Source organism: Streptomyces sp. DS1-CR2, from assembly GCF_055760475.1.
In genome coordinates, this window is record NZ_CM147085.1 from 3,353,127 (window position 1) to 3,374,070 (window position 20,944).

The 20,944-nt window shown below is 71.7% G+C and carries 21 protein-coding genes; 11 read left to right on the forward strand and 10 right to left on the reverse strand.

The annotated features are described in order from the left end of the window. Positions 1-39: 39 nt before the first annotated feature. From alc to ACY0PA_RS16495, 4 genes are all read right to left on the reverse strand, one after another. Positions 40-1,188, reverse strand: a complete 1,149-nt coding sequence (gene alc / locus ACY0PA_RS16480) for an allantoicase (protein WP_473085326.1) — start codon at positions 1,186-1,188, stop codon at positions 40-42. Between the two features lie 88 nt (positions 1,189-1,276). Beyond that, positions 1,277-2,182, reverse strand: a complete 906-nt coding sequence (locus ACY0PA_RS16485; protein ID WP_473085327.1) for a LysR family transcriptional regulator — start codon at positions 2,180-2,182, stop codon at positions 1,277-1,279. A gap of 4 nt (positions 2,183-2,186) precedes the next feature. After that, a complete protein-coding gene (locus tag ACY0PA_RS16490) occupies positions 2,187-2,354 on the reverse strand; it encodes a hypothetical protein (RefSeq protein ID WP_473085328.1) in 168 nt (55 codons plus the stop codon). 72 nt (positions 2,355-2,426) lie between these two features. Next, positions 2,427-3,887, reverse strand: a complete 1,461-nt coding sequence (locus ACY0PA_RS16495; protein WP_473085329.1) for an FAD-dependent monooxygenase — start codon at positions 3,885-3,887, stop codon at positions 2,427-2,429. Between the two features lie 137 nt (positions 3,888-4,024). On the opposite strand from ACY0PA_RS16495, the gene ACY0PA_RS16500 reads away from it, so the two are divergent. After that, on the forward strand, positions 4,025-4,597 hold the full coding sequence (locus tag ACY0PA_RS16500; protein ID WP_473085330.1) for a TetR/AcrR family transcriptional regulator: 573 nt from the start codon (positions 4,025-4,027) through the stop codon (positions 4,595-4,597). 161 nt (positions 4,598-4,758) lie between these two features. On the opposite strand, the gene ACY0PA_RS16505 is transcribed toward ACY0PA_RS16500, so the two are convergent. The 3 genes from ACY0PA_RS16505 to ACY0PA_RS16515 form a co-directional block, all read right to left on the reverse strand. Next, on the reverse strand, positions 4,759-4,998 hold the full coding sequence (locus ACY0PA_RS16505; protein ID WP_473085331.1) for a hypothetical protein: 240 nt from the start codon (positions 4,996-4,998) through the stop codon (positions 4,759-4,761). 20 nt (positions 4,999-5,018) lie between these two features. Further along, positions 5,019-7,118 (reverse strand): 4-alpha-glucanotransferase, encoded by a 2,100-nt coding sequence (malQ, locus tag ACY0PA_RS16510; protein WP_473085332.1) that lies wholly within the window; start codon positions 7,116-7,118, stop codon positions 5,019-5,021. A 162-nt stretch (positions 7,119-7,280) separates the two neighbouring features. Continuing rightward, a complete protein-coding gene (locus ACY0PA_RS16515; RefSeq protein ID WP_356278834.1) occupies positions 7,281-7,526 on the reverse strand; it encodes a hypothetical protein in 246 nt (81 codons plus the stop codon). Between the two features lie 350 nt (positions 7,527-7,876). Here ACY0PA_RS16515 and ACY0PA_RS16520 point away from each other — a divergent pair, with 350 nt between their 5' ends. The 4 genes from ACY0PA_RS16520 (at position 7,877) to ACY0PA_RS16535 (ending at position 13,619) form a co-directional block, all read left to right on the forward strand. Beyond that, on the forward strand, positions 7,877-10,852 hold the full coding sequence (locus ACY0PA_RS16520; protein WP_473085333.1) for a beta-N-acetylglucosaminidase domain-containing protein: 2,976 nt from the start codon (positions 7,877-7,879) through the stop codon (positions 10,850-10,852). A gap of 97 nt (positions 10,853-10,949) precedes the next feature. Further along, a complete protein-coding gene (locus ACY0PA_RS16525) occupies positions 10,950-11,516 on the forward strand; it encodes a PadR family transcriptional regulator (protein WP_473085334.1) in 567 nt (188 codons plus the stop codon). Further along, complete coding sequence (locus ACY0PA_RS16530) at positions 11,513-12,241, forward strand: ABC transporter ATP-binding protein (protein ID WP_473085335.1); 729 nt, start codon at positions 11,513-11,515, stop codon at positions 12,239-12,241. Before ACY0PA_RS16525 ends, ACY0PA_RS16530 begins: the two co-directional genes overlap by 4 nt. Beyond that, positions 12,231-13,619 (forward strand): FtsX-like permease family protein, encoded by a 1,389-nt coding sequence (locus tag ACY0PA_RS16535; protein ID WP_473085336.1) that lies wholly within the window; start codon positions 12,231-12,233, stop codon positions 13,617-13,619. Before ACY0PA_RS16530 ends, ACY0PA_RS16535 begins: the two co-directional genes overlap by 11 nt. 196 nt (positions 13,620-13,815) lie before the next feature. Here the strand turns inward: ACY0PA_RS16535 and ACY0PA_RS16540 are convergent, their stop codons facing one another. After that, on the reverse strand, positions 13,816-13,995 hold the full coding sequence (locus tag ACY0PA_RS16540; RefSeq protein WP_473085337.1) for a DUF397 domain-containing protein: 180 nt from the start codon (positions 13,993-13,995) through the stop codon (positions 13,816-13,818). Then, positions 13,995-14,876, reverse strand: coding sequence for a helix-turn-helix domain-containing protein (locus ACY0PA_RS16545; RefSeq protein WP_473086337.1), 882 nt, complete (start codon positions 14,874-14,876; stop codon positions 13,995-13,997). Before ACY0PA_RS16545 ends, ACY0PA_RS16540 begins: the two co-directional genes overlap by 1 nt. Positions 14,877-15,098: 222 nt before the next feature. On the opposite strand from ACY0PA_RS16545, the gene ACY0PA_RS16550 reads away from it, so the two are divergent. From ACY0PA_RS16550 to ACY0PA_RS16560, 3 genes are all read left to right on the forward strand, one after another. Continuing rightward, positions 15,099-15,563: an ATP-binding protein gene (locus ACY0PA_RS16550; protein ID WP_473085338.1), complete on the forward strand. Its 465-nt coding sequence runs from the start codon at positions 15,099-15,101 to the stop codon at positions 15,561-15,563. A 62-nt stretch (positions 15,564-15,625) separates the two neighbouring features. Beyond that, complete coding sequence (locus tag ACY0PA_RS16555; protein WP_473085339.1) at positions 15,626-15,979, forward strand: hypothetical protein; 354 nt, start codon at positions 15,626-15,628, stop codon at positions 15,977-15,979. Further along, the gene (locus tag ACY0PA_RS16560) at positions 15,972-16,223 is read left to right on the forward strand and encodes a hypothetical protein (RefSeq protein WP_473085340.1); all 252 of its coding nucleotides are present in this window, start codon (positions 15,972-15,974) and stop codon (positions 16,221-16,223) included. The genes ACY0PA_RS16555 and ACY0PA_RS16560 overlap by 8 nt, the downstream gene beginning before the upstream one ends. Positions 16,224-16,268: 45 nt before the next feature. On the opposite strand, the gene ACY0PA_RS16565 is transcribed toward ACY0PA_RS16560, so the two are convergent. Continuing rightward, a complete protein-coding gene (locus ACY0PA_RS16565) occupies positions 16,269-17,330 on the reverse strand; it encodes a mechanosensitive ion channel family protein (protein WP_473085341.1) in 1,062 nt (353 codons plus the stop codon). Between the two features lie 258 nt (positions 17,331-17,588). Here ACY0PA_RS16565 and ACY0PA_RS16570 point away from each other — a divergent pair, with 258 nt between their 5' ends. The 3 genes from ACY0PA_RS16570 (at position 17,589) to ACY0PA_RS16580 (ending at position 20,931) form a co-directional block, all read left to right on the forward strand. After that, positions 17,589-18,125, forward strand: a complete 537-nt coding sequence (locus ACY0PA_RS16570; protein WP_100594167.1) for an HNH endonuclease — start codon at positions 17,589-17,591, stop codon at positions 18,123-18,125. 217 nt (positions 18,126-18,342) lie between these two features. After that, the gene (locus ACY0PA_RS16575) at positions 18,343-19,521 is read left to right on the forward strand and encodes an ROK family transcriptional regulator (RefSeq protein WP_473085342.1); all 1,179 of its coding nucleotides are present in this window, start codon (positions 18,343-18,345) and stop codon (positions 19,519-19,521) included. A 72-nt stretch (positions 19,522-19,593) separates the two neighbouring features. Continuing rightward, positions 19,594-20,931 (forward strand): ABC transporter substrate-binding protein, encoded by a 1,338-nt coding sequence (locus ACY0PA_RS16580; protein WP_473085343.1) that lies wholly within the window; start codon positions 19,594-19,596, stop codon positions 20,929-20,931. Positions 20,932-20,944 lie beyond the last annotated feature (13 nt).

Here is a 20,944-nt window from a genome sequence, read left to right on the forward strand (position 1 = left end):
GGATTCCTCGGTGCCGGGCGCCTTCGCGTGTGCGAGTGATCAGCCGTTCAACTCGGCGTGACGGGTGCGCAGTCGGTCGCGGCCCGTTTCCGTCAGGGAGCCGTGCAGGCGCATCCGGGCTACGCCGCCGTCCGGGAAGGCGTCCAGGCGTACGTGGGTGGCTATGGCCTGGGCGGCGAGTGGGAAGCGGTGGAGGGTGTCGGGCTGGAGGCGGGTGCGGGGGATGATGTCGAACCATTCGCCCGTGTCGCCGTTGCGGCCGCTCAGGGCGATCCAGCCGGCCGCGTTCCCCTTCAGGTACGCCGTGTCGATCTCCACCGCACGGATCGCACCCTGCGCGGCGAGGCGGAAGCGGACCCAGTCGTTCGTGCCGTGCACCCGGCGCCTGCGGTTCTCCCAGCCGTCGTCCATCTTGCGGGACGTGCCGGGCAGGATGATCTGCGTCGGCGAGGAGTAGAACGTGTCGGACGCGTCCTCGTACGTGCCGCCGTTGAGGACCGAGAGCAGGTCGAACGTGCCGAGCAGGTCGAGCCACTCGGGGTCCGGGACCACCTCGCCGTGCACGCGCAGGCGGGCCACACCGCCGTCGGGGTGCTGGCAGAGGCGCAGGTGCGTGTAGCGGCGTTCCGACGTGATCGTGAAGCCGTTCGCCGCGTGGCCGCGCACCGGCGTCGGGGCGATCAGCTCCTCCCACTTCACGTCGGCCGCGGTGACGTCCTCGGGGCTCGGGGAGCCTTCCACGCACGCCGCCTGGACGCTGATGCGCTGCGGGTAGTTGCCGCGGAAGTGCGCGGTGTCCACGACGATGCCGCGGATCACGCCGGGCGCGCCGAGCCGGACGATCGCCCAGTCGTGGTCCCCGGGCGCGGGGAAGGGGGACTCGGCGGTGCCGCGGCGGCGGCGGGTCTCCCAGCCGTCCATGATCTTGCCCTTGTGCCCGAAGTGCTCGGGGTCGAACACCGCGGGCTCGCGGACGAGGAGGTTCTCGCGCTGGGCGAAGAACTCGTCGTTCGCGGCGATGACTCCCGCGCCCAGGCGCCGGTCGGCGAGGTCCACCAGCTCCGCGTAGCTCTCGGTGTCGCCGAAGTGGCGGTAGTCGGCGTACGGGTCGCCGCCGGAGTAGGGGGCGGCGTCGTTGGCGTGCGGGTCCTCGTGGGCTTCGAGCGGCGTGGCGTCAGATGTCGTCATGCGTCCACTGTCGGACCCGCCGAGCCCTTAGGTCCATCGAAACTTTTCGACATATACGTTCAGGTGAGCTGAACGGTCCGGGCCGATCTCAGCGCTCCGCGGCGGCTTCCCTCAGGGCTTCCAGCACCCTCGACACCCCCGGCGCCTCCTCCGAACCCCTGCGCACCGCCGCCACCACGTGCCTGACCGGCCGGTCCTCGCCCAGCGCGCACATCACGACGCCCTCCCGGCCCGCCGCCGCCATGCGCGGGACCAGGGCGATGCCCATCCCCGCCTCGACCATCGCCAGGATCGCCGTCCAGCCGGCCGCGCTGTGCGCCTGCTCGGGCACGAATCCGGCGGCCTCGCACGCGGCCCGCGTGATCTCCGACCAGGGTCCGGAACCGCCGAAGATCCAGTGCTCGCCGGCCAGCTCGGCCAGGCGCGGGCTTTCCGCTCCCGCCAGCGGATGCCCGGTGGGCAGGGCCACATCGAGCGGGTCGGCGAGGAGCGGCACCCGCGTGAACTTGGGGTCCCGCGCGGTGGGCGCGTGCGCGGCGAGCGACAGGGCCAGGTCCACGTCACCGGCCGAGAGCAGCTCGTACGCCTGAGCGGCCTCGGCCTCGCGCACGCGGACCGCGATCCCGGGGTGGGCGGTGCGCAGGGCGCGTACGGCGGGCACCACCAGCGCGGGCACGGCCGTGGAGAACGCGGCGACCCGCACCTCTCCCGACTCGCCCTGCAGATATGCGTCCAACTCCGCGTCGGCGCACTCCAGTTGGGCGAACACGGCTTCGGCGTGCCGCAGGACGAGGTGGGCGGCGTCGGTGAGGCGTACGCGCCGCCCGTGCGCCTCCAGGAGCGGCACGCCGAGCTGTTTGGCCAGGTTGGTCAGCTGCTGCGACACGGCCGACGGGGTCATGAGCAGCGCCTGCGCGGTGGCCGTGACGGTTCCCCGGTCCCGCAGGGCCCGCAGGATCGCGAGCTTCTTGATGTCCCAGTCGGTGGCGCGCATGGGGTCAACGTATCCGGGTCTCGCCCCGGGTCGCGGAGCCGAGGGCCACCCCCGCCAGGATCAGCGCCATGCACGCGATCCGCAGCCCGCCCATGGCCTCGCCGAGGGCCGCGTACGAGAGCAGGGCCACGCAGACAAGGAGCAGGCCGGCCAACTCGCCGACCTGCTGCAACAGTTGATGGCGGGCGCACAGCCCTCCTGATACCCGACCGAACCCCCGGATGCCCCGGCCCCGGCCGGCCGCCTATCCCCGGAACGCGTACGAGTCGATGCTGTCCGGGATACCGGCGGAGATGACGCCCCCGTCCACCGGCTCGTCGTCCGACGCCCAGGCCACGTAGCCGTCGGGGCGCACCAGGAGTGACGTGCGGCGGTCGCCCGCCCAGTGGGTGACGGCATAGCGGTCGCCGCCCTTGTCGTGGGCGCCCTCGGGGACGATCAGGACGAACGTGCCCTGACGCAGGGCCTCGTAGAGGCGCCCCTCCTTGAGGGCGACATCGGGGACGCGGGTGCCGACGAGGCGGTGCGCGCCGCGCGGGGCCGGGTAGGCGACGCCGATGCCGGTGAGCTGGCCGAGGAAGCGGGTGCGGGCGGGGCGGACGCGTCCGAGGAACGTGGTGAGGGCGGCGCGGGCCGCAAGCGTCCAGGGGCGGTTGGCCATCGCGAGCCTGACGATGCCGCCGCTGCTGCGCAGGACGGCCTTCCCGACGGGGTGGCGCTCGGCCTCGTAGGTGCCCAACAGGGCGTCTTCCGCACGCCCGTTGACGACGGCGGCGAGCTTCCAGCCGAGGTTGGCGGCGTCCTGGAGGCCGGTGTTCATGCCCTGGCCGCCGGCCGGGGTGTGGACGTGCGCGGCGTCCCCGGCGAGCAGGACGCGGCCGACACGGTACGCGGGCGCCTGGCGCTCGTCGCTGTGGAATCGGGACATCCAGCGGGCCTCGCGCATCCCGTAGTCGCGGCCGAGGGCGAGGCGGGTGACCTCCTTGATCTCGTCGAGGTCGAGGGGCGCGGACTCGGGGACGTTGCGCGCGCGGTTCCAGCCGATGACGCGGTAGTAGCCGTCGCCGAAGGGCGCGATGAAGGCGAAAGCGTCGCCCACGGCGTTGACCGTGAGGACGTTCTCGGGCTCCTCGGCGAGCTTCACGTCAGCGAGGACGACGGAGCGGATGACGGACTTGCCGGGGAACGGGAGGCCGACGCTCTCGCGCACGGCGCTGCGCATGCCGTCGGCCCCGACGACGTACGCGGCCCGCATCGTCGTCGGCTCACCGTCCCCTGTGCGGACTTGGAGCGTCACCCCGTCCGCGTCCTGGGTGAGGCCGGTGACCTCGGTCTCGTACGCGAACTTCACGCCCGCGTCGGTGGCGCGCAGCTGGAGCGCGGCCTCGACCTCGTACTGCGGCAGGACCAGGAGGTGGCGGAAGCGCGACGGGAGGACGGTCAGGTCGACGGCGAGGCGGCCGAAGAGCTGGAGCGTGTCGAGGGCCTGCCCCTTGGCCTCGATGCCGTCGGCGAGGCCGCGGGCGTCGAGCTGCTCCAGGGTGCGGGCGTGCAGGACGAAGGCCCGGGAGAGGTTACTGATCTTGTGGGGGCGCCGCTCGACGACGGTGACGGGGACGCCCGCGGCGGCGAGGTCGCCGGCCAGGAGCAGGCCGGTGGGGCCGGAGCCGACGACGATCACGGTGCGAGGAGCGGTGCCGTTCATGGTGGCCTCCTGGTGCCGTCGAGCTCAGGTCGGTTGTACCCGGTCACTCATTGCCAACGCTCGTTGGTCAACGTCTGTTGGCAAAGCTAGGCGCCCCGCTCTGGACTGTCAACAGGTGTTGGCCTACGTTTGTTGGCATGACAGGAACCACCCAGCAGGCACGCCGCTCGGACACCACCCGCACCGCGATCCTCGCGGCTGCCCGCGAGCGCTTCGCCACCGACGGGTACGAGCGGGCCACGATCCGCGCCATCGCCAAGGACGCGGCGATCGACCCGTCGATGGTGATGCGCTACTACGGCAACAAGGAGGGTCTCTTCGCCGCGGCCATCGACCTCGACCTGCGGCTTCCGAACTCCGAGGAGATCGCGGTGGCCGACATGGGCCGCACCCTCGTACGGCACTTCCTCGACCTGTGGGAGGAGAACGAGGTGCTCACCGCGCTGCTGCGCGTGGGCGTCACCAACGCCGCGGGCGCCGAGCGCATGCAGGACATCTTCAGGAAGCAGATACTGCCACTCGCCCTGCGCGTCTGCCCCGACCCCGCCGAGGCCCCGGTGCGGGCCGCGCTCTGCGCGTCACAGGTCCTCGGTCTCGCGCTCACCCGCTATGTGCTGCGCTTCGGCCCCGCCGTCGGGCTCAGCCGCGACGAGATGGTGGAGTGGCTGGCGCCGACCCTCCAGCGCTATCTGACGGCCGAGCGGCCGTAGGACACCCAGGCCGAACGTCGGCTGAACTCCCCCGGCCGGACGTCGGCCGAACTCCCCGGCCGGGCGACCGCGGAACGGACCGGGAACGCACCGAGGGCGCCCTCGGTGCGCGGTGCACACGAAGACGCCCTCGGCAAAGACGTAAGTGAGAGGTGCGGTGGTCAGCCCTGCTTCTGCGGCTTGCGGGACTTGTCACCGACCATCACGAGGCCGGCGATCACCAGGAACAGCACGATCGGCGCCACAACATAGAGGCCAAGGGTCTCGATGACGGTGAGGCCCTTACCGGGGTCGTCGCCGTCGTCGCGCGCCAGCGCGAGCGCGGGGGACGTCATGAGCAGCATCATCAGCGTCGTACCGGCAGCCAGGGCGCCGGCGCGCAGGGCGTTCTTCTTGTCCACGGTGCAAACGTAGCGAACACCTAAACGGGCCGCGCGCCCGGGGGTGCCGTACGGGGCAGTCCGGACCGCAGGACCTCGATCAGCGCGTGCGCCCTCGGCGAGGCCGTGAGCTCCTCGAAGGTGACCGGACGGCCGGTGGCGTCGGCGATCGGGAGCCGCCAGTTCGGGTACTCGTCCGAGGTCCCCGGCAGGTTCTGCGGGCGCCGGTCGCCGACCGCGTCGGGCAGCCAGACGCCGACCATGCGGGCCGGGGTGAGCAGCAGGAAGCGGTGGACGGCGCGGATCTCCTCCTCCTCGGACAGGCCCTGTCCCCCGCCGCCGGGCAGCAGGCCGAGGCGCGCGAACAGGGCGGTCCACTCGGCGACTTCCGCCGTGGCCTCGGCCTGTTCCCGCGCGAGCGGCCGCCCGAGGAGGCCGAGGCTGTCACGCAGCCGCACATGGTCGCCGGTCAGCCGGGCCGCGGTGGACGGCAGGTCGTGGGTGGTGGCGGTGGCCACGCAGTCCGTACGCCAGCGCTCCGGCGGCACCGGGCGGCCCGTGCCGTCCCAGTCGCGCTCGAACCACAGCACGGAGGTGCCGAGCACGCCGCGCGCGTGCAGGGCCTCGCGGACGCCGGGCTCGACCGTGCCGAGGTCCTCGCCGATCACCAGGGCGTCGGCACGGCCGGCCTCCAGGGCGAGTACGGCGAGCATCGCCTCCGCGTCGTAACGGACGTACACCCCCTCGGTGGGCGGCTGTCCGGCCGGCACCCACCACAGCCGGAACAGGCCCATGACGTGGTCGATGCGGACCGCGCCCGCATGGGCGAGCAGGCTGCGCAGGAGCGCGCGGTAGGGGGCGTAGCCGGCGGCGGCGAGCCGGTCGGGGCGCCAGGGCGGCAGACCCCAGTCCTGGCCACGGGAGTTGAAGGCGTCCGGGGGCGCGCCGATGGACATGCCCGCGGCGAAGATGTGCTGCTGGGCCCAGGCGTCGGCGCCCTCCGGGTGCACGCCCACAGCCAGGTCGTGGACGAGTCCGACGGGCATGCCCGCGTCGCGCGCGGAGCGCTGGGCGGCCGCCAGTTGGGCGTCGGTGAGCCAGGCGAGGTGGCTGTGGAAGTCGACGCGGTCCATCAACTCGGTGCGGGCGCCGGCCGTTTCGCTGGATCCGGGGTCGCGCAGGGGCTCGGGCCAGGTGTGCCAGTCGGGGCCGTGCCGCTCGGCGAGCGCGCACCAGGTGGCGTGGTGGTCCAGTTCCGCGCCCTGCTCGGCGAGGAAGTCCCAGTAGGCGGCGCGGCGGCCGGGGCTGAGCGGGACGCGCACGACGAGGTCGAGGGCGCGGCGCTTGAGGTCCCACACGGCGTCGCGGTCGATCAGGGCGCCCTTGCGCAGGACGCCGTCGCGCAGCCGGGCGGCCTCGGCGAGCAGTTCACGCACGCGGTCGCGGTCGGCGTCGGGCAGATAGGCGTACTCGGGGATGTCCTCGACGCGCAGGTGTACCGGGTCGGGGAAGCGGCGGGACGACGGGCGGTACGGGGAGGGGTCGGTGGGTCCTTCTCCGCGGGGTACGGCCGCGTGCAGCGGGTTGACCTGCACGAACCCGGCTCCGGCGGTACGGCCCGCCCAGGCTGCGAGATCGGCCAGGTCACCGAGGTCGCCCATGCCCCAGGATTTCGCCGACAGGAGGGAGTAGAGCTGCACGAGCAGCCCGTGCGTGCGTTCGCCCGGGGTGCGCATGCGCGGCGGGGCGACGATCAGGTGGGCGTCGGCCGTTGTCCCGTCGGGGGCGGTGGCCCGCAGCCGGTGGACGCCGAGGGGTACCGGTCCGGGTGGCCGCCAGTCGTCGACGCGTTCACCCTGCTCGGTGGACAGCTCGAGCGTCACACCTTCGGGTAATTCCCGCGCCCAGCCCGGGGCGGGCTCACCGGACCACAGCACGACCGTCGGCGGCAGCAGCCACGCCGCGGTCTCCGCCTCGCGCGCGGCCAGCGCGTCCCGTACGGACTCCGGGGTGCGCGCGTCGACACCGAGGGCGGCGAGGACGGCGACGAGCGCGGCGTCCGGGGCCTCGACCGTGCGACCGGGCGACGGCGAGTAGGACGGGGCGATCCCGTGCAGCGCGGCGAGCCGGGCCAGCGTCACCTAGGGCCTTCCGTTCGGATCGGGCTGGATCAGGGAGTGGGGTCTGGTGCGTGCAGCTGCAAGGCGGAGGAGGGAGTCGACGCGGAGCGTCGGCGACTGACGACAACGCCGCAGATGGGCGTGCCAGACCGCGCGAGCCCAGCATGATCCGAACGGAAGGCCCTAGGCCCCCGAGGCGTCCAGGCCCGCGACCGGACCCGAAGGGGTCGGCTCGCTCGTGAGGGGTGCTACGTCGATGAGGGCGGGCTCGCTGGTCAGCGGCTCCGTGTCGGCGAGGGGCGGCTCGCTGGTGAGGGGCAGTTCGGCGCCGAACGCGAACTCGTCCGGCAGCGGCAGGGCGGGGGCGGGCAGGATCACGTCCGCCTGTTTGGACAGGGCCGAGAGCAGAAGGTGCGCTGATGCGGCCATGAAGGCCTCCTTTTCGCGGTTCTTCGCGGGTCTTGTCGTCGATCTTTTCGTGGGCGACGGTCTCGGCAGCTCTACCCAGCGAACGCGGCGGCAGACATGAACGGCCCGACAACGTGTTACTGGTCACATTCTGTTCCATGGGCGGGACTCGGCCGGTGAGCGGCGCGAATCACCCCGTCCCGGTACTCCCGGCCGGGCAATTGCGGGCACACCGGCCACTCCCGTTGACACTCCGACTCGCCAAATGGTGGGCTCGGTTGCCACCCTGGGACACCCATGACCGGCCCCACCACCGAGCCGAGACCAACCGAGCCAAACCGAGACCAACCGAGACCAACGAGGAGTGAGCCGTGCAGCTCCGGCGCCACAGGAAGGGGGCGGCGGCCATCGCTGTCGCCGTCATCGCCAGTGCGCTCGGGGGAGCCTCCGGAGCGGTGGCGGCCCCGCCCGGGCCCACGCTCTCCACGGGTGACCGGGACAGCGACACGGGAACGCCCGCGGTGTGGCCCCGGCCGCAGTCGCTGCGTACCGCCCCCGGCGCGGAGTCCGTGACCGTGACCGACGAGGTCGTCCTCGTCACCGGCCGCGGCGCCGACCGGTACGCGGTGGACGCGCTGCGCACCGTGCTGCGCGGGGCAGGCGCCCGGCACATCACCGAGGTCGACGACGAGAAGGCCGTGCCCGGCGGTCCCACGCTCGTGGTGCGGATCGGCTCCGTGGCCGCCGGGACCGCGTCCGGTGACGGCTGGGGAGCGGCGGACGCCCGCCCCGGCCGCGGACAGGGCCTCGAGACGGCGCTCGGCGCTCTCGGCGCGTCGGCCCGCAAGGACCTGCCGTCCGGCGGGTACCGGCTCGCCGCCGGGCACACGGACGGCCGGGACACCGTCGCCATGGAAGGCGTCGGCGACGACGGCCTGTTCCACGCCGTGCAGACGTTCCGGCAGCTGGTGAACGGGCACAAGGTCGCCGGGGTCGTCGTGCGCGACTGGCCGGGGACGGCCGTGCGCGGCATGACGGAGGGCTTCTACGGAACCCCGTGGACCCGTGAACAGCGGCTCGACCAGCTGGACTTCATGGGACGCACCAAGCAGAACCGCTATCTGTACGCGCCGGGCGACGACCTGTACCGGCAGGCGCGGTGGCGCGAGACGTATCCGGCCGCCCAGCGCGACGACTTCCGGGCCCTTGCCGAGCGGGCGCGCGCCAACCACGTGACGCTGAGCTGGGCCGTGGCGCCCGGGCAGGCCATGTGCATGTCGTCGGACGACGACGTCAGGGCCCTGAACCGCAAGCTCGACGCCATGTGGGCGCTCGGCGTGCGGGCTTTCCAGCTGCAGTTCCAGGACGTGTCGTACAGCGAGTGGCACTGCGAGGCGGACGCGAGGACGTTCGGCTCGGGGCCGAAGGCGGCGGCGCGGGCGCAGGCGCGCGTGGCGAACGCGGTGGCGCGGCACCTCGCCGCGCGGCACCCGGGCGCGGGGCCGCTGTCGCTGATGCCGACGGAGTTCTACCAGGACGGGTCGACGGAGTACCGCGGGGCGCTCGCGGGCGGGCTCGACGACTTGGTCGAGGTGGCGTGGACGGGCGTCGGCGTGGTCCCGCGCACGATCACCGGGCGCGAACTGGCGGGCGCGCGGGCCGCGTTCGGCTCCGGGCACAGCCTCGTCACGATGGACAACTACCCGGTCAACGACTACGCGCAGGACCGCATCTTCCTCGGTCCCTACACGGGCCGCGAGCCCGCGGTGGCGATGGGTTCGGCGGCGCTGCTCGCCAACGCGATGGAGCAGCCCGCGGCCTCCCGCATCCCGCTGTTCACGACGGCGGACTACGCGTGGAACCCGCGCGACTACCGCCCGCAGGAGTCCTGGAAGGCCGCGCTCGACGACCTGGCGGGCGGTGACGCGCGCACCCGTGAGGCACTCGCCGCGCTGGCGGGCAACGACGCGTCGTCCGTGCTCGGCGAGGACGAGTCCGCGTATCTGAAGCCGGTGCTCTCCGGCTTCTGGGACTCGCGTACGAAGGTGCTCACCGACCGCGCGCGGTACGAGGCGGCGGCGAAGAAGCTGCGGGACGCGTTCACCGTGATGCGGCGGGCTCCGGAGCGGCTCGAGGCCACGCCGGTGGACTTCGAGGTGCGGCCCTGGAGCGACCAGTTGGCGCGGTACGGGGAGGCCGGGGAGACGGCCGTCGACATGCTGGACGCGCAGGCCCGCGGCGACGGGGCGGCGGCGTGGCGGGCGGCGCGGCTCCTGGAGCGACAGCGCGCCGGTCTGGAATCCCGTCAAGTCACCGTCGGCAAGGGCGTACTGGACCCGTTCCTCGACCGGGCGCAGAAGGCGTACGCGGCGTGGGCGGGGACGGGTCGCGCGGACGCGACGCGTGACGGGGAGGCGAAGATGCCGCGGGCGCGGCGGCTCACGGCGGTGACGGTCCTGGCCGACCCCGGCACCCACGGCACCGTGCAGGTCCATGTGCCGGGCGAGGGCTGGAAGTCCGTCGGCACGCTCACCGGCAGCGGGTTCACCGAACGCAGGCCGAAGGACGTGAGGGCGGACGCGATCCGGGTGTCCGGTGCCTCGAAGGGCGCCGTGCGCCATGTCGTCCCCTGGTTCGCGGACTCCCCCGACGCCTCGTTCGAGCTGGCCCGCACGGAGCTGGACGCGGAGATCGGCGGCGGCGCGCGGCGGGTCACGGCACGCCTGACACCGCAGCGGCCCGGCTCCGTGGAGGGGCGCCTCAGCGCGGAGGGCCCGCACGGCATCAAGGTGACGCTGCCCGCCCAGGCGACGCTCCCGCGCGGCACGCAGGTGAGCGCCCCGGTCGACATCGCGGTCCCGGAGGGCACCCCGGCGGGCACGTACGACGTGCCGGTCAGCTTCGCCGGCACGACGCGCACGGTGTCGGTGCGGGCGTACCCGCGTACGGCGGGCCCGGACCTGGCCCGCGAGGGCAGGCCCTCGTCCTCGGCCGACGAGACCACGGACTTCCCGGCGTCCGCCGCGAGCGACGGCGACCCCAAGACCCGCTGGTCGTCGCCCGCCGAGGACGGCGCCTGGTGGCAGGTCGAACTGGCGAAGCCGGTACGCCTCGGCCAGGTGGTGCTGCACTGGCAGGACGCGTACGCGAAGGGCTACCGCGTCCAGACGTCCGCCGACGGAAAGTCGTGGCGCACGGCCGCGACGGTGAAGGACGGCCACGGCGGCCGCGAGTCGGTCCGCATGGACGCCCGCGACACCCGCTTCATCCGGATCCAGGGCGACCAGCGGGCCACGCGGTACGGCTACTCGCTGTGGTCGGTGGAGGCGTACGCGGTCGCGGAGTAGGCCGAACCGGAATCTGACACCCCCACTTTCAGCACTCTCGGACGAAGACGCGACCAGCTATTTACTCAGTACATATACCGAGTACATACTGGCGATCATGAGCACCCGCCACATCCTTCTCGGGCTGCTCGCTGGAGGGCCGAGCCATGGCTACGACCTCAAGCGGCGCTACGACGAACGATTCCCGCAGGCCCGCCCGCTGGCCTACGGGCAGGTCTACACCACCCTGCAACGCCTGGTCCGCGACGGCCTCGCCGAGGTCGAGGGGACCGACTCCGACGGCGGCCCGGAGCGCACGCTGTACCGGTCCACCGAAGAAGGCGGCCGTGAACTCGCCCGGTGGTCCGGGGAGATCACCCCACCCGCACCCTTCGTGACGAACGAGATCTTCGCCAAGGTCGTCGTGTCGATCCTCGTCACGGCGGCGGACGAAAAATCCGGAGCCGCGGAGCCGGCCGACGCGGGCGCCCTCCTGAACGCCCAGCGCGCCGCCCACATGGCCCGGATGCGCGAGCTCACCGCGCTCAAGTCCGACCCCGGAGCCGATCTGACCACGGTCCTCTCCGCCGACTACGCACTGGCCCACCTCGACGCCGACCTGCGGTGGATGTCCACCACAGCGAGTCGGCTCACCACCCTGACCGCGGAGGTCAACGCAGCATGAGCACGCAAGCCGAGCAGCCGGCGAACGGGGCACCGATCCTCGCCGCCCGCGGCCTCACCAAGTTGTACGGGAAGAGCGAGGCCCTGCGCGGCGCCTCCGTCGACCTGCGCGCCGGCGAGATCCTCGCCGTCACGGGCGCCAGCGGCAGCGGGAAGTCCACGCTCCTGCACTGCCTCGCCGGGATCGTCCGGCCCGACAGCGGATCGGTGTCGTACGGCGGCGAGCAGATCGACCGGCTCCACGAGGAGCGGCTCAGCGAGCTGCGGCGCACGGACTTCGGCATCGTGTTCCAGTTCGGGCAGCTCATCCCGGAGCTGACGGTGCTCGACAACGTGGCGCTTCCGCTGCTGCTCGCGGGCACGAAGCGGGCCGCCGCGCACGCGCGGGCCGACGAGTGGCTGGAGCGGTTCGGGGTGCGCGCCCAGGCGGCCCTGCGGCCAGGCGAGATGAGCGGTGGGCAGGCCCAACGAGCCGCCCTTGCACGGGCGTTGGTGACCGGGCCGCGCATCGTCTTCGCCGACGAGCCGACCGGCGCCCTCGACTCCCTCGCGGGCGAGCAGGTCATGGCGGCGCTGGCCCGCACGGCCCGCGAGACCGGCGCCGCGGTCGTCCTGATCACGCACGACGCCCAGGTCGCGGCCTACGCGGACCGCGAGGTGCAGCTGCACGACGGGACGGTCCAGGGGACGGCCACACCGGCCACGGCGGTGCGCCATGATTTCTGAGACGAAGCCGGCGAAGAAGCGGCGGGTCGACAAAGGGTCGCTCCTCGGGGCCCTGCGCCTCGCCGTGCTGCTCATCCGGGGGTCGGACCGCCGCGAGTGGTGGCGGCTCTCGCTCACGGCGCTCGGCGCGTTCACGGCGACCGGGTTCGCGCTGCTCGCCGTCGCGCTCGGCTCCGTCCGCGGCTGGGTCCGCTTCCCGTACTGGAACGGTCTCCTGAACGATTCGGGCGCGCGCAGCGGTACCGTCACGGCCCTGCTCCTGTTGCTCATCCCGGTGCTCGGATTCCTCGGGCAGTGCGCCCGTATCGGCGCCGTGCACCGCGACCGGCGCCTTGCCGCGCTGCGGCTCGCGGGGGCCGGGCCGCGGCAGGTGCGGCGGATCGCGGCGCTCGAGTCGGGACTCGCCTGCCTCGCCGGTTCGCTGCTCGCCTTCGCCGCCTTCTGGGTGTCGGTGCTGCTGCTCGGCCGTTTCCCCGACGCGATCGCCTGGGCCGGTTTCGCCGCCGTCGTCGTGCTGATCCCCCTCCTGGCCTCCGGGGTGAGCCGCTTCGCGCTGCGCCATGTCGTGGCATCGCCGCTCGGTCATGTGCGGCGGGTACGGCCCCGGCGGGGTCCCGGCGCGCTGCTCGGGCTGTTCGCACCGGCCGCGCTGATCATCACGGGCGCCGCGCCCCTGGGGGGCCTGCGGTGGGGGATCGACTCGTTCCCGATGTTCGTGCTCGCCGCGGTGATCCTCACCGGTGCCGGATCCGTGTGGGCCGCGGGCTCCGCCGCCAAGGTGATCGGCCGCAGGCTCGCGGACCGTACCGAGAACCCGGCCGTCCTCATCGCGGCCGAGCGGCTGCGGGACGACCCGTGGGCCGCCGCCCGCACGCACGCGGCACTGCTCCTGGTCACGGTCGTCGGCGTCGGCTTCGTCGGCGTACGGGAGATCCTCGTCGACGACCTGGACCGGTCGCAGCGCGCGGGCACCCTGTGGAACAGGGGCTTCTACGACGCCGGGATCAACCTCGCCGGGGGCGCCGTCCTGATCGCGCTCGTGATCAGTCTCGCCGGGCTCGCGGTGGGCACGGCCGAGTCGCTCGCCACCCGGCGCAGGACGCTCGCCGCGCAGGCCGCCGCGGGCGTGCCGCACCACGTCCTGGCCCGCACGCTGCTCCTGGAGACGGCACTCCCGCTGGCCCCCGCGCTCGTCCTTGCGGGCATCGGCGGGACGGCCGTGTACGTGGCGTACGGGAGCTTCCTCGGCGAGAGCATCCCCCTGGTGCTGCCGCTGCTCGTGCCCTTCGCCGTGTACGCCGCATGCCTGGCGGCCGCCGCCACCTCCCTACCTCTGTTGCGGCGCTCGCTCCACCCTTCGGAGCTGCGGGTCGCCTGACCAGCGGGCCGCGCAACGGGGAAGCCGGGGGATACGGGGAAAACGGAGGGGCGCCCGGAACCGGAGTTCCGGGCGCCCCTCCTCGCACGTATCGCCTACTTCGACACGCCGCCCACGATGCGGATGCTCAACGACCGCGTACGCACCACGAGCCACAGCCGGCCTGGGCGTGAGCCCACTCAAGCGGGGGACGACATCAGCGCAGGGAAGCTGTGAAGTCGGCCCAGGCGGTGGGGGTCAGGCGGAGTATCGGGCTGTCGGGGTCCTCGTCCTTGGAGTCGCGGACGGCGACGGTTCCGGGGGCGTTGAGGGCGACTTCGATGCATTCGCCGCTGCCGCTGCTATAGCTGGATTTCACGAAATCGAAGCCGTTCATCAATGCATGTCCTTGCTGATGCTCTCCATGAGGCTGAGCGAGTCTCTGGGGGCCAGGCTCAGTCTTGCGGTTCGGTCGAAGAACGAGCTGTACGTGGTGGATTCGGCTTCGTTCTCGACCCACACCGTAGCCGCGATGCTGTCGACGTGGACCACGTCCACTGCCTCGGTTTCGGCGAAGGAGATGATGTTGAAGGAGCCCGCCATGCATGCATGGCCGCCTGCCCGAAACGGCAGTACTTGGACGCGCACATTGGGGAGTTGGGCTGACTTCCGCAGGTGCTGCAACTGTGCGCGCATCACCTCGGGGCCGCCGACCTGCTGCCGTAGCGCCCCCTCGCCGATCACCGCGTAGACCTGGAGTGGTTCGTGCCCTGACAGCCGGGCCTGGCGCTTCATGCGTACGCTCACGACCCCCTCGATCTCGTCCGGGTCCTGCCAGAGGCCCTCGCTGACTACGACTGCTCGCGTGTACTCGGGCGTTTGCAGCAAGCCGGGGACGAAGGCTTGCTGCCAGGTCCGGACGCCGCTCGCGATGTCCTCCATCGCGATGTACTCCGCCATCGAGCCCGCTTGCGGAGAATGCTGCCACCAGCCTTTGGCCTTGCGGCGTTCCCGGTCCAGCCGTGCGAGCCCGAGCAGCCGGCCAAGGGTCCTCGGATCGTCCATGCCATAGAACTCGCACAGCACGCGGATGTCCGGGTCCCTCATTGGTACCCAGCCCCGTTCCATCTTCACGATCTTCGTGCCGGTCGCGTTGATGGACTCGGCGGCCTGCTGTTGCGTCCTTCCCGCGGCATCGCGCAGGCGCAGCAGCTCTCCACCGAGCCTGCGAGCCAGGACAGTTGAGACCTGGCCCTGACGGGGCTGAGTTGATCGCATCACGGTCACAGTGTGTCCCACGGCCATCTATGAGTCGACGACTTTCACCCTCTCAGGAATATCTTCCTGAAGCTGATTGCGCTCAGAGCTACTGGATCGCTACGGTCAGTACTCAACCACCCACCCAGCGCAGCCAGTTGGCGGAAGCGCACCGCCCTCCCCGTACGCAGGAGCGGCACAGCCACCGCCAACTCGCCGACCACACAAGGAGACGCGAGCTCCATGGCCGAACCCGAGCCCGAACCTCACGCCGTACCCCGGCCCCCTTTACGCGAAGACGTGCTCGACTACACCCCGACCTCGCGCAGCGCCCCCCTCGCCCGCCGACGAACCGCGAGGCTCGTCACCGAGTGGGGTCACCCCGCCCGCGCGGGAGACACGGCACTCGTACTGTCCGAGCTGATGACGAACGCCCTCCTGCACGGCAGCCTCCGCGACCGCCTCATCCGCGTACGGGTCTCCCTGACTGCCGCCACGCTCTGTGTCGAGGTCAGCGACCCCAGGGGCGAACGCCTGCCAAGATCGCGTCCCGAGGACGGAACCCATCAGTTCGGGCGGGGGCTGCTCCTTGTCGGGGCGCTGGCCGACCGGTGGGGGTGCGAGCCGCGAAACGGCCCCGGCAAGACCGTGTACGCGGAGTGGCGTCTCAGTGACGGCACGTATCCGCCCGTGAGCGAGAGGGAGTGACAGGAATGGCGCTAGCGTGGGCACGTGCCGAAGCGGCACTCGATGAGCGGAAGGGGCGACCGATGACTGTGCCGTACGCGGACGGGGGCGCTCCGCTGATTCCCCGGCCCGAACTCACCCTTCCGGCGCTGCGCCAGGCCGTGGCGACCGTCGCGCCGTCCCGCCTTCCGGAGTTCTTCGAGGACCTTCAGAGGGCCTTCGTACGGGCCGGGGACGAGGACAGCGTGGTCCCGATCCGGATGTTCTACCGGCAGTGGGGCGTCATCGTCGAGATCGAACGCCACCCGGAGACGGCTCGTCGTCTGCATGCCGCCGAGCAGGCGGTGAACAGCCCGGACCCGGAGGAGCGCGATCGGGCCGTCCGCGAGGCAGGCGACATCGTGCGCGCCGCCCATCGCGAGGTAGCAGGTGGCTGACTGGCGCTGGGAGTGCTTCCGCGACGACATGCTGGAAGGCCTCCCTGGTGAGGCGCGAGCCGAAGCCGAACGGCTCGCCCTCGAGATCGCCGTACGCGAGTCCATGGTCTTCCTGGAAGGACCCGCCTACACGGGACCGGGTCCCAGTGTGCGTACCGAGAGCCGGGGGCCGCTCATGCTCGACTACCTGACAGACGTACGAGGGGAGCGGATCGTGCTGGTCCAGGTCACCTGGTTCGGCTGATCCGGGACCGAGCAGTTCCGCCCCTCGCCTGTCCCCGTGACGCGCCTACTTCGACAGATTCGGCGGCTGGATCGGGGAGGCCGCGAGGGACTGCGGGGACGTGCTCGACGCGTAGGCGGACGGGGCCGAGACGCCGGCCGTCGGGTCGGCGGTGGCCTCGTCGCCGGCCTGCAGGGGCAGGCGGCCCACGATGCGGATCCCGGCCTCGTCGAAGGCCAGCTTGATGCGCCAGCGCAGCTCGCGCTGCACGGTGAGGGACTTGCCGGGCATGGTCTTCGCCGAGACGCCGACGACCATGGAGTCGAGGAGCACGCTGTCCAGGCCGAGGACCTCGACCGGGCCCCACAGCATCTCGTTCCAGGGCTCGTCCTTGCTCATGGCGACGCCGACCTCGGTCAGGGTCTCCTTGACCTTGACCAGGTCCTCGTCCGAGCGGACGGTGACGTCGACGTTCGCGGTGGCCCAGCCCTGCGAGAGGTTGCCGATGCGCTTGACCTCGCCGTTGCGGACGTACCAGATCTCGCCGTCGGCGCCCCGCAGCTTCGTGACGCGCAGGCCGACCTCGATCACCTCGCCCGAGGCGACGCCCGCGTCGATGCTGTCCCCGACGCCGTACTGGTCCTCGAGGATCATGAAGACGCCGGACAGGAAGTCCGTGACGAGGTTGCGGGCGCCGAAACCGATCGCCACACCCGCGACACCCGCCGAGGCGAGCAGCGGGGCCAGATTGATCTGGAACGTGCCCAGGATCATCAGGGCGGCTGTGCCGAGAATCACGAAGGAGGCGACCGAGCGCAGCACGCTGCCGATGGCCTGCGAGCGCTGCCGGCGGCGCTCCACATTGACCAGCAGGCCCCCGAGCGCCGTGCCGTCGACGGCCTGCGCCGTGCGGTTCATGCGCTCTATGAGCTTGGTGATGGCGCGCCGGACGGCCACTCTGAGGACCACGGCGACGACGACGATGAGCAGGATGCGCAGGCCTATACCCAGCCAGGTGGACCAGTTCTGCTCGACCCAGCTGGCGGCGTTCGTGGCTTGCTCCTGGGCGTCCTTGAATGTGGCCGGGTCCGAGGACGGGTCGGACGCCAACAGGACGGACAAGATCACGGCAGAAACCTCCAGGCATAGCGGCCGCCCGCGAAAGCGAAGTTACGGGCAGACCCACCACACTAACGGGGCATTGTGTATGGATCGTTGTCATGTTCGAGGGAGAGGCGGTCCTCACCTGGGGATGAAGGGGATGTGGTCGAAAACACTCCCAGCCCGTTACCGGGACATGGTGGCGCTTGTGCAGGCCATGAGGGGAAACTGACTACAGATCGTCCCGGCGCGAGCCACGCGCCGCCGGCGTACAAGGAGGCATCCGTGCCGCATGTCCTGGTCCTCAACGCGTCGTACGAGCCACTCGGCGTCGTACCGCTCCGCCGCGCGCTCGTTCTGGTCCTCGAGAACAAGGCCATGTGCCTCGAGGAGTCCGGCGCCTATATGCACAGCGCAACCTGTACTGTCCCTGCACCCAGCGTGGTCCGCCTCAAGCGGTTCGTCCGGGTCCCTTACAGGGGGCCCGTTCCTCTGACCCGGCGGGCGCTGTTCGCCAGGGACGGCGGGCGGTGCATGTACTGCGGTGGCGTCGCAACCAGCGTCGACCACGTCATTCCCAAGAGCCGCGGCGGCCAGCACGCGTGGGAGAACGTGGTCGCGTCCTGCCGCCGCTGCAACCACGTCAAGGCCGACCGTCACCTGGTCGAGATCGGCTGGCGCCTGCGGCACAAGCCGGCCCCGCCGACCGGGCTCGCCTGGCGCATCATCGGGACCGGGCATAGGGATCCGCGCTGGCTGCCGTACTTGCAGCCGTTCGGCGCGGACGAGGCCCTGGCCCGGATCGAAGGCATTTCCGCCTGACCATCGATCCGGGTCTTCGCGTTTTTGGGCTCGCGTCACGAGGTGGCCGTACGTCGCCCGGCGTACGGCCACTACGCGTGCCCGGCGGGCCCGGACGGCGTGGGTAACGACTTGGCTGCCTGACGGCCGTCGGCTATTGACGCCCCCTTCACCCACGGCTTACGTTCCTCGCACATCAATAGGAAACCTTCCTAACAGTACTGCGAGGAGACAGGTCATGGCCGGTACGGCCCCGGGAATCCCCGGTACCCCGAGCGTCCTGCGCGCCATGAACGACCGCGCGGCCCTCGACCTCCTCGTCGCGCACGGCCCACTGACCCGCACCCGGATCGGAGAGCTGACCGGCCTGTCCAAGCCCACCACCTCCCAGCTGCTCAGCCGGCTGGAAGCGGTGGGCCTGGTGCGCACCACGGGCAGCCAGACCGGCCGGCCCGGGCCGAACGCCGTGCTGTACGAGATCCACCCCGGCGCCGCCCACATCGTGGCCGTCTCCGCTGACCCCACCGGGATCACCGCCGTGGTCGCCGACATCGCCGGCGCCGAGCGCGGCCGCTGCCGTATCGAGGCCGTCGCCGTCGCCGACGACGTGCGCAACCGCACCGCCCAGCTCGTCGCCGAGGCCTTCGACGGCGCCCTGCGGCGGGCCGGGCTCGGCCATGGCGACATCACGGCCACCGTGATCGGCACCCCCGGCGCCATCGACCCGCACACCGGCCAGCTCCGGTACGCCCCGCACCTGCCGGGCTGGCACTCGCGCACCCTGCTCGCCGAGCTCGCCGAGGTCCTCGGCACCCCGGTCTCCATCGAGAACGACGTCAATCTCGCCGCCATCGCCGAGCAGTACGAGGGCGCGGCGCAGGACCACGACGACTTCGTGCTGGCTTATGTCGACGAGGGTGTCGGCGCGGCGATCGTGCTCGGCGGCGTGCTCCTGCGGGGCGCGACCGGCGGCGCGGGCGAGATCGGCTACATGCCGCTGCCCGGTGCCCCGCTGGCGCGCGGCGGCGAGGAGGAGATCGCCGGGGAGGACGCGGGGGGCGGCTTCCAGAGTCTGGTCGCCGCGCCCGCCGTGCGGCTGCTCGCCGGGGGCACCAAGGACCTCGGCGAGGCCCTCGCCGACCCCGCCGTGCTCGACGAGGTGGCCCGCCGCCTGGCCACCGGGCTCGCCGCCGTCGTCGCCGTCGTCGACCCCGAACTCGTCGTCCTGTCGGGACAGGTGGCCCAGGCCGGCGGCGAGGCGCTGCGCGTCCGCGTCGAAGGCGAACTCACCGGGCTCGCCCTGCCGCGGCCCCAGCTGCGTATCAGCGATCTCGACGACGACCCGATCCTCACCGGCGCCCTGCGCTCGGCGCTCACCCAGGCCCGCGACATCGTCTTCGACACCAGCAACGTCTGACCCCGCTCCACTCTCCCTCCCCCCACTTCTCGCCACTTCCCCCAACTCCCGTACAGGTAAAGGACGTTCGCCATGCCGCGATGGCGTATACCCCTGCGTGCGCCCGTAGCGCTCGCCGCGGCCGGACTGCTGCTGTCCGGCTGCGCCAACCCGAGTGTCGGCAGCGCCGACGACGACCCGACGAAGCCCGTGACGCTGAAGTTCTGGCACGGCTGGTCGGCCCCCGGCGAGGTGAAGGCGATCAACGACTCGATCGCCCGCTTCGAGAAGCTCCACCCGAACATCAGGGTGAAGGCCACCGGGAACGTCACGGACGCCACCATCAACCAGGCCCTGCGGGCCGGCGGCGACGAGGCCCCCGACGTGGTGACCTCGTTCACCACCAACAACGTGGGCCAGTACTGCGACTCCGGCATGTGGGCCGACCTCGACCCGTTCATGAGGAAGAGCGGCCTCGACAAGGCGAAGGTCTTCCCCAAGACCCTCCTGGACTACACGAGTTACGACGGCAACCAATGCGCCCTGCCGCTGCTCGCCGACGCGTACGGGATGTACTACAACAAGGACGCGTTCAAGGAGGCGGGCATCAGCCGGCCGCCGCGGACCATGTCCGAGTTCGAAGCCGACGCCAAGAAGCTCACGAAGCGTGCGGGCAGCTCCTACGAGCGCGTCGGCTTCATGCCGAACTTCCGCCTGTACCAGAACAGCCCCGACCGGCTCTTCGCCCAGTGGGGTCCCACCTACTTCGACGCCAAGGGCGACTCGCGGCTCGCGAAGGACCCGGCGACGTACCAGTTCTTCGACACCGCCCACAAGCTCGTCGAGGCGCAGGGCGGCTACGACGCCCTGGAGCGCTTCCGCACGTCCTTCGGTGACGAGATGTCCACGCAGAACGCGTTCATGAACGGCAAGCTGGCGATGCACCTCGACGGCGAGTGGCGCGGCCTGATGATGAACGAGGCCAAGGTCGGCTTCGACTGGGGCGTGGCACCGCTGCCGGTCCCCGACGACCAGGCCGGGACGTACGGGCGCGGCTATCTCACCGGTACCGTCGCGGGCATCGCGCACAGCAGCAGGCATCAGAACGCGGCCTGGGAGCTGGTGAGGTTCCTGACCGCCGACACCGATCAGGTGGTCGGTTTCGCCAACGCGATCCACAACGTGCCGTCCACGTTCGCCGCCCTCAAGTCGCCGAAGCTGGACGCCGATCCGACGTTCCGCACCTTCGTGGACATCGCGCAGAACAAGAACAGCCAGGTCATGCCGCCCTCCACCAACGGCGGCATGTACGTCACCTCGCTGCAGGACTTCTCGTACTCGGTCGAGGCGGGCAAGGTCCACGACCTCAAGAAGGGTCTGCGCGAACTCGACCGGCAGATCGACGCCGACACCCTTCAGTCGAAGAACTGAGGAGCGGGAGTCC

Bases quoted from the DNA above. Each gene is read 5' to 3' on its own strand.
- ACY0PA_RS16525 (WP_473085334.1), top strand. From the start codon at position 10,950: ATGAGCACCCGCCACATCCTTCTCGGGCTGCTCGCTGGAGGGCCGAGC.
- ACY0PA_RS16550 (WP_473085338.1), top strand. From the start codon at position 15,099: ATGGCCGAACCCGAGCCCGAACCTCACGCCGTACCCCGGCCCCCTTTA.
- ACY0PA_RS16500 (WP_473085330.1), top strand. From the start codon at position 4,025: ATGACAGGAACCACCCAGCAGGCACGCCGCTCGGACACCACCCGCACC.
- ACY0PA_RS16530 (WP_473085335.1), top strand. From the start codon at position 11,513: ATGAGCACGCAAGCCGAGCAGCCGGCGAACGGGGCACCGATCCTCGCC.
- alc (WP_473085326.1), bottom strand. From the start codon at position 1,188: ATGACGACATCTGACGCCACGCCGCTCGAAGCCCACGAGGACCCGCAC.
- ACY0PA_RS16540 (WP_473085337.1), bottom strand. From the start codon at position 13,995: ATGAACGGCTTCGATTTCGTGAAATCCAGCTATAGCAGCGGCAGCGGC.
- ACY0PA_RS16515 (WP_356278834.1), bottom strand. From the start codon at position 7,526: ATGGCCGCATCAGCGCACCTTCTGCTCTCGGCCCTGTCCAAACAGGCG.
- ACY0PA_RS16555 (WP_473085339.1), top strand. From the start codon at position 15,626: ATGACTGTGCCGTACGCGGACGGGGGCGCTCCGCTGATTCCCCGGCCC.
- ACY0PA_RS16495 (WP_473085329.1), bottom strand. From the start codon at position 3,887: ATGAACGGCACCGCTCCTCGCACCGTGATCGTCGTCGGCTCCGGCCCC.
- ACY0PA_RS16575 (WP_473085342.1), top strand. From the start codon at position 18,343: ATGGCCGGTACGGCCCCGGGAATCCCCGGTACCCCGAGCGTCCTGCGC.
- ACY0PA_RS16580 (WP_473085343.1), top strand. From the start codon at position 19,594: ATGCCGCGATGGCGTATACCCCTGCGTGCGCCCGTAGCGCTCGCCGCG.
- ACY0PA_RS16545 (WP_473086337.1), bottom strand. From the start codon at position 14,876: ATGCGATCAACTCAGCCCCGTCAGGGCCAGGTCTCAACTGTCCTGGCT.
- ACY0PA_RS16535 (WP_473085336.1), top strand. From the start codon at position 12,231: ATGATTTCTGAGACGAAGCCGGCGAAGAAGCGGCGGGTCGACAAAGGG.
- ACY0PA_RS16485 (WP_473085327.1), bottom strand. From the start codon at position 2,182: ATGCGCGCCACCGACTGGGACATCAAGAAGCTCGCGATCCTGCGGGCC.